General features: G+C 70.6%; 9 protein-coding genes. 4 read left to right on the plus strand and 5 right to left on the minus strand.

Annotated elements, in window-relative coordinates; translation table 11 throughout:
* Positions 1 to 334: 334 nt before the first annotated feature.
* From AC1DKV_RS39850 to AC1DKV_RS39860, 3 genes are all read right to left on the minus strand, one after another.
* Complete coding sequence (locus AC1DKV_RS39850) at positions 335 to 1,174, minus strand: BON domain-containing protein (protein WP_477139682.1); 840 nt, start codon at positions 1,172 to 1,174, stop codon at positions 335 to 337.
* An 88-nt stretch (positions 1,175 to 1,262) separates the two neighbouring features.
* Positions 1,263 to 1,850, minus strand: coding sequence for a phosphoheptose isomerase (locus AC1DKV_RS39855; RefSeq protein ID WP_477139683.1), 588 nt, complete (start codon positions 1,848 to 1,850; stop codon positions 1,263 to 1,265).
* 103 nt (positions 1,851 to 1,953) lie between these two features.
* The gene (locus AC1DKV_RS39860; RefSeq protein WP_477139684.1) at positions 1,954 to 2,334 is read right to left on the minus strand and encodes a YraN family protein; all 381 of its coding nucleotides are present in this window, start codon (positions 2,332 to 2,334) and stop codon (positions 1,954 to 1,956) included.
* Between the two features lie 15 nt (positions 2,335 to 2,349).
* Between AC1DKV_RS39860 and rsmI the strand changes: the two genes are divergently transcribed.
* The gene (gene rsmI, locus AC1DKV_RS39865) at positions 2,350 to 3,267 is read left to right on the plus strand and encodes a 16S rRNA (cytidine(1402)-2'-O)-methyltransferase (protein WP_477139685.1); all 918 of its coding nucleotides are present in this window, start codon (positions 2,350 to 2,352) and stop codon (positions 3,265 to 3,267) included.
* A 58-nt stretch (positions 3,268 to 3,325) separates the two neighbouring features.
* On the opposite strand, the gene AC1DKV_RS39870 is transcribed toward rsmI, so the two are convergent.
* Positions 3,326 to 4,126: a septal ring lytic transglycosylase RlpA family protein gene (locus tag AC1DKV_RS39870; RefSeq protein ID WP_441612972.1), complete on the minus strand. Its 801-nt coding sequence runs from the start codon at positions 4,124 to 4,126 to the stop codon at positions 3,326 to 3,328.
* Positions 4,127 to 4,432: 306 nt separating this feature from the next.
* On the opposite strand from AC1DKV_RS39870, the gene AC1DKV_RS39875 reads away from it, so the two are divergent.
* From AC1DKV_RS39875 to AC1DKV_RS39885, 3 genes are all read left to right on the plus strand, one after another.
* Positions 4,433 to 5,083, plus strand: coding sequence for an MBL fold metallo-hydrolase (locus AC1DKV_RS39875; RefSeq protein ID WP_441612971.1), 651 nt, complete (start codon positions 4,433 to 4,435; stop codon positions 5,081 to 5,083).
* Positions 5,084 to 5,124: 41 nt separating this feature from the next.
* Positions 5,125 to 5,751, plus strand: coding sequence for an exonuclease (locus AC1DKV_RS39880; RefSeq protein WP_477139686.1), 627 nt, complete (start codon positions 5,125 to 5,127; stop codon positions 5,749 to 5,751).
* A 179-nt stretch (positions 5,752 to 5,930) separates the two neighbouring features.
* Positions 5,931 to 6,191, plus strand: coding sequence for a hypothetical protein (locus tag AC1DKV_RS39885; RefSeq protein WP_441612969.1), 261 nt, complete (start codon positions 5,931 to 5,933; stop codon positions 6,189 to 6,191).
* Positions 6,192 to 6,356: 165 nt separating this feature from the next.
* Here AC1DKV_RS39885 and AC1DKV_RS39890 read toward each other — a convergent pair.
* Positions 6,357 to 6,609, minus strand: a 253-nt coding sequence (locus AC1DKV_RS39890; protein WP_477139687.1) for an ArsC/Spx/MgsR family protein, incomplete at its 5' end; no start/stop codon positions are given.

Consider the following 6,609-nt stretch of genomic DNA (forward strand, 5'->3'; position numbering starts at 1 on the left):
GGCGGCGGCCCAGTCGCGCGCCTGCAGCGCGGTGGCGCCCGCCTCCTGGGCGGCTTGCGCGTGCGCGGCCMGGGCCGTGGCCAGCAGCGCGAGCGCGGCAACGACAAGGGTGACGAAAGGGATCGCTCGTACGGAAATGGGGATCATGGGATCGGCTCCGGTGCCGCGCCKGGCGGCGTGCCAAACCCTATCATATCGGGCGGGCCAATGTGATGCGCAATCCGCAGATCGAACCGCGGATTGCGCCGCCGCGCTGATATGCCGGCGCTGTAACGGGTACGCGCAAAGGCGAGCCGGGGGCCAGCTTTGCGCGTCACCCGCCCCGCTGCCCGCCTCAGGGCAGGTTGCGGCCCGGCGGCAGCGCCACCGGGGAGCTGACCGGCGCCGCGACCGGGCTGCTGGTGGCGCCGGGCGCCGTGGTGTCGGGCGCCGGCTGGACCGGTGCCGGCTGCGCGGGCTGGGCCGGTGCCGCGCCGGAACTCTCGCCCTGCGGCGGGTTCTGCGAGCTGGCGGTGGCATCGAGCCTGGCGCGTTCTGTCTCGCTCACGTAGTCGAAGGCCTTGACCACCTTGACCACGCCGCTGGCATTGCGCGCCACGTCGGTGGCGCGGTCGCCCTCGGCCGGGGTGACCACGCCCATCAGGTAGACCACGCCCTTCTCGGTGACGACCTTGATCGAGTTGGACGGGATGCCTTCGGTGGTGATCAGCATGGTCTTGACCTTGCTGGTGATATACGTGTCCTGGCTCTGCGTGGCGAACGAAGGCGACGACACGATCTCCAGCTCGTCGATCACCTCGCGCGCATTGGGCAGGCCGCGCACGTACTGCTCCACCTGCTGCTTGACGTCGTTGTTCTTGGCCTCGCCGGTCAGCAGCACCTTGCGGTTGTAGACCGTGACGCTGATGCGGGCCTGGCCGTTGTAGCGCGAGTTCAGTGTGTTCTCGGCCTCGAGCTGCAGGCCGCGGTCGATGGCCTGGGTGCCGGTGGGCCGGCGGTCGGTGGCCATGGTCACGCCGCCGGCCATGGCGCCGGCGAGCACCGGGAAGCAGCCGGCCAGCTGCGTGGCGGCCACMGTCAGCAMCGCGACCGTGGTGGCGGTGCGGGCCAGGCGGGCCAGGCGTCCGGCAGGCCGGACGGTGCGGGATTCACGCGGGTTGGGCAGAGTCGTCATGCGGTCCTTGCTGAAAGCGGTGAGGCAAAAATGGGCCATGAAGCAGGGTTGCGGGAAATGGCGACAGCGCGTGGCGCGCCGGGCGGGCTCAGCCCTCGCCCAGCAGCGCCTCGTCGATGCCGTCGCACAGGCAATGCAGGGTCAGCAGGTGGACTTCCTGGATGCGCGCGGTGCGCTCGCTGGGCACGMACAGGCTGACGTCGAACTCGTCGAGCAGGCCGGCGACTTCGCCGCCGCCCTTGCCGGTCAGCGCGACCACGCACATGTCGCGCTGCTTGGCGGCCATCACCGCGGCCACCACGTTGGCAGAGTTGCCTGAGGTGGAGATGGCCAGCAGCACGTCGCCCGGCTGGCCGAGCGCCTGCACCTGCCTGGAAAACACCACGCTGAAATCATAATCGTTGCCGACCGCGCTCAGGATGGAGCTGTCCGTGGTCAGCGCGATCGCCGCCAGGCCCGGGCGCTCGCGCTCGAAGCGGCCGATCAGCTCGGCGGCGAAGTGCTGGGCGTCCGCGGCCGAGCCGCCGTTGCCGCAGGCGAGGATCTTGTTGCCGCTGGTGAGCGCGCCCACCATGCGCTCGATCGCCGCGGCGATATGGGGTGCCATCACCGGCGCGGCCTGGCGCATGGTGTCGGCGCTGTCGAAGAAATGTTGCTGGATGCTATCGATATGCATGGCTCGATCGGCCCTGTTTGGTGTCGCTGCCTGTGTCCGGGCGCGGGGCGAGCCGCGCGATACCGCGCATTATGACGCACCCGCCCGCGCGGGCTGCCGCCCGCTAGCCGCCATCGGCCCMGAAGGCGCCGCGGATCCATTCGAGCCGGCCCGGCTCCAGCGCCACCACGTCKAGCCGGCAGCCCGGCTCGCCGCCCGCTGCCGGCTGCGCGGCCAGGAAGTGGGCCGCCGCCAGCAGGATGCGCCGCTGCTTGGCCGGCGTGACGCTGGCCGCCGCCCCGCCAAACGTCCGGCTGGCGCGCTCGCGCACCTCGACGAAAACCAGCGTGCCGTCGGCCTCGCGCATGATCAGGTCGATCTCGCCGCCTTTGCAGCGATAATTGCGAACCACGAGCGCGAGGCCGTGCCGCTCCAGGTGGKCCAGCGCGCGTGCCTMGGCGCGGGCGCCCTGCGCCTGCGTGGTGGATTTGAATGATGGATTCAACKGAAGTTCTCAAGCATGACTKACTGGATCTCCCTGGCGGCCGGCCAGTCCTACCCGTCCGGCACCCTGTACGTGGTGGCCACGCCGATCGGCAACCTGGCCGATCTCTCGCTGCGGGCCCTGCATGTGCTCGGCCTGGCCGACGCGATCGCCTGCGAGGACACCCGCAACACCGGCCAGCTGCTCACGCGCGTGGRCCTGCACCGGCCCCTGCTGGCCGTGCACGAGCACAACGAGCGCGAGGCGGCCCAGCGCATCAATGCGCGCCTGGCCGCCGGCGAGCGCATTGCCTATGTATCCGAYGCCGGCACGCCCGGCATCTCCGACCCCGGCGCGCGCCTGGTGGAAGCGGCCMGCGCGGCCGGCCACAAGGTGGTGCCGCTGCCCGGCCCGAGCGCCGCGGTGGCCGCGCTGTCGGTGGCCGGCGAGATGCTGGACAGCGGCGGCGGGCGCTTTACCTTCGCCGGCTTCCTGCCGCCCAAGGCGCGCGCGCGCGCCGAAGCCATCGCCGCGCTGGCCACGCTGGATCACGCCTGGGTCGTCTATGAGGCACCGCACCGCATCGCCKATACCCTGGCCGCGCTGGCTGCGGCGCTGCCCGGCGAGCGGCGTCTGCTGATCGGCCGCGAGCTGACCAAGCTGTTCGAGGAAATTCCCGTGCTGCCGGTCGGCGAGGCGCCGGCCTGGCTGGCCGCGGACGCGTCGCGCGCCAAGGGCGAGTTMGTGCTGGTGGTCGAAGGCGCGGCGCCGGCCGCGCAGGATGCGGGCCAGCCCGATGCGCGCGCACAGCAGGTGCTGGGGCTGCTGCTGGCCGAGCTGCCGGCCAAGYGGGCCGCCAAGCTGGCCGCCGCCATCACCGGCGCGCCCACCGATGCKCTGTACCGGCTGGCGCTGGCGCAGCGGGCCKGCGACGACGCGGACAGCGAAGACTAGGACCGGCGCGCCGGCCGCGGCGCGGACCCGGCAAGGCTGCATGGTCCGCATCGCAGGCTCAGCGGTGCTTGCGCCGKGCCGCCGGCTTGCGCGTCTTGCGGGCCACGCGCACGGGCTGCTCGTCCGGCTTGTCGGACAGGTCGGGGCCGCCATTGGCGTCGTCGCCGCCATCGCCGCCGGCATCGTCGCCCGGCGCGATCTGCGGACCCAGCGCGGCGACCTCGCTGCGCGACAGGCGGCGGATCTCCACCTGGGTCGAGCCGTGCTCGGTAAAGCCAAGACGCCTGGCGGCGCCGTAGGAGACGTCGAGCACGCGGTTGCTGTGATACGGGCCGCGGTCGTTGATGCGCACCACCGCTACCTTGCCATTGCGCAGGTTACGGACCAGCACCCAGCTGTCGAGCGGCAGCGAGGGATGGGCGGCGGTCATCGCGCGCATGTCGAAGCGCTCGCCGTTGGCGGTGCGGCGGCCGTGGAAGCCTTTGCCATACCAGGAAGCGGTGCCGCGCTGCTCGTAAGAGCCGAGATCGGGCCGCAAGCCCTCGAACGAGCCCTGCCCGCCATCGGCGAGGCCGTCGTTGCCGCCCCAGCGGAACAGGCCCCAGCCATTGCCGCTATCCTTCCCCCCATCTTTTTGCGCCTGATCCTGCCCATTGGACCTGGCGTCCCTGCCACCTTTGTCCGGCCTGGCGGCCTTGCCGGGCTTGGCAGGCTTGGCCGTGGTGGCGGTCGGCGCGCTTTCCTGCTCTTCGCCTCCCGGAGGCAAGGCGCAGGCCGCCAGCGCCAGCGCACAGGTGGCGTGCAGGCACAGTCGGGCGATCCGCCCGGGGCGGGAAAGTAGGGGTGGTAACCATGGCATCGCGCGAGTCTAGCATCAGGCAGTTGGGCCTATGCTCTTGATTTTGTTACGAATTGTCTGTAACAAAATCGAAAAATCACKAAAAAGCCGCCGCGACGGCGTACCCGTTGCAGCGGGCCGCGGGGCGCAGGCCCAGTCCTGGCAAGGCTTTGCGGTGTGATGCGGGCATGGCTTCGCGGCGCCGGCAGCCGCCCGGCACGGCCCGACGTGGCGGTGTGCCCGACGCTACAATGCACGACATCGTGCGCCGGCCCGGCGGCTCGCGCGCACGCAGAACCCACATTCCAGGTCCATCCCCGCCTTCTCATGCAAGTCCTCCTGATTCCCGTTACGCCCTTCCAGCAGAACTGCGCGCTCCTGATCGACGAGACCACCGGCCGGGCCGCGGTAACCGACCCCGGCGGCGACCTCGAGCGCATCCACGCGGCGCTCAGGGAACGCGGCGTSACGCTGGAGAAGATCTTCCTGACGCACGGCCACCTGGACCATTGCGCSGGYGCSGCGGCRCTSGCGCGCGAGCTKGGCGTCCCCATCGAGGGSCCGCATGAGGACGAGCGCTTCTGGATCGACCAGTTGCCGGAGCAGACGCACCGCTTCGGCTTCGGCCATGCCGAAGTGTTCGAACCCCAGCGCTGGCTCGATACCGGCGACACCGTGCAGTTCGGCAGCGAGACGCTGGAGGTCTACCATTGCCCCGGGCACACCCCGGGCCACGTGGTGTTCTTCTCGCGCGCGCACCGGCTTGCCATCGTCGGCGACGTGCTGTTCGCCGGCTCGATCGGACGCACGGATTTTCCGCGCGGCAACCACGGCGACCTGATCCGCTCGATCCGCACGCATCTCTGGCCGCTCGGTGAGGATGTCACCTTCGTGCCCGGCCACGGCCCGGTCTCGACGTTCGGCGACGAGCGCAAGAACAATCCCTATGTGGCGGACCACCTGATCGACGCGGGCTGAGCGCCGCCGCCCTTTCCGGACTTCCTCTTCTCCGAGCAGCCATGGCCAAGCGACAGGCACCCGACACCCGCCCCGAGATCTATGTGAGCACCGACGTGGAAGCCGATGGCCCCATCCCGGGCCCGCACTCCATGCTGTCCTTCGCCTCCGCGGCGATGCTGGCGGACAAGACCGTGCTCGGTACCTTCTCGGCCAACCTGGAGACGCTGCCCGGCGCGGCCGGCCATCCGGCGCAGATGCAGTGGTGGCTGACCCAGCCGGAAGCCTGGGCGGCCTGCCGCCAGAACCCGGAGCCGCCGGCGCAGGCCATGGTGCGCTATGTGGAGTGGGTGGAAAGCCTGCCCGGCAAGCCAGTCTTCGTGGCCTTTCCGGCCGGCTTCGATTTCACCTGGATGTTCTGGTACATGATGCGCTTCGCCGGCCGCTCGCCGTTCGGCTGGGCCGCGCTCGACATCAAGACGCTGGGCTTCGCCATGACCGGCCTGCSTTACCGCAAGACGGTCAAGCCCGCCCTGCCCGAGGCCTGGAAGGATCCCCTGCCGCACACGCACGTGGCGCTGGACGACGCGCTGGAGCAAGGCGCGCTGTTCTGCAATATGCTGGCCGAGTTGCGCGCGCGCGAGGCCGCGGCGGCGGCKGTCAGCCCGCCCGGCACCGCGCCGGGCTGACCCGGGCGGTGCCGGGCGGGGCACCGCGATGTCACGCGAAGCTCGCATCCTGCGTCGCGCCGCCTATAGTTAAGTCGTATATGGTCCCGAACCATCCGCGTTCCGGGTTGCCACGCCGCCATCCCATATACGGCCCTAGCGTCCCGGCCGGCGCGTGCCACGCCCAGGAGGTGTTGCCCATGCGTTTCCACCCGGAGCTGCATATCAGGCAAATGGCCGGCCGGCTGCACTGGCCGCACCTGCACTGGCCACATCCGATGCAACACAGGCGCGAGGAGCGCCCCCGCCGCGACCAGGCGCACTGGCATTCGCTGCAGGAAGACGCCGAGGTCGCCAAGGCCACGCTCTACGTCAGCGCGGTGACGCTGGTGATCCTGCTGGTGGTGCTTGCGGCAATCGCTTTCGGTCAGGAGGCCATGCACTGGCTGGGTGTTCATTAGACGACCCGCCTGAAGCAGTCGTGTCTGTCTGACCGGGCCGGCCCCCACCTTGCGTGGGGGCCGGTTTTATTTGAGGGATTGACGGGGTGCGATCTGCCCGCCGCGGGGCTCAGGGCTAGCAAGCCCCGCGTGCCCGGGGACTTCCGTTTGCAGCCCGCGGCAACCTCAGGCCAGCAGCGGCACCACGTTCTTGGGCGGCCGCCCGATCGCCGCGCGGCGGTTACGCACCACCACCGGACGCTGCAGGAGGATGGGATTGTCGGCGACCGCGTCCAGCACCTCGGCATCGGTGAGGCCCGGATCGGCCAGGCCCAGCTCCTTGTAAGGCGCTTMGTTGTCGCGCACCATTTCGCGCACCGACACGCCGAGCATGGTGTGAAGCTGCTTGAGCGTGGCCAGCGTCGGCGGCGTCTTCAGG

Source organism: Cupriavidus sp. 05T41 (genome assembly GCF_056396525.1).

What these genes read in the sequence shown, in the direction of transcription:
- AC1DKV_RS39885 (WP_441612969.1), top strand. Translation starts at nt 5,931, where the DNA reads ATGCGTTTCCACCCGGAGCTGCATATCAGGCAAATGGCCGGCCGGCTG.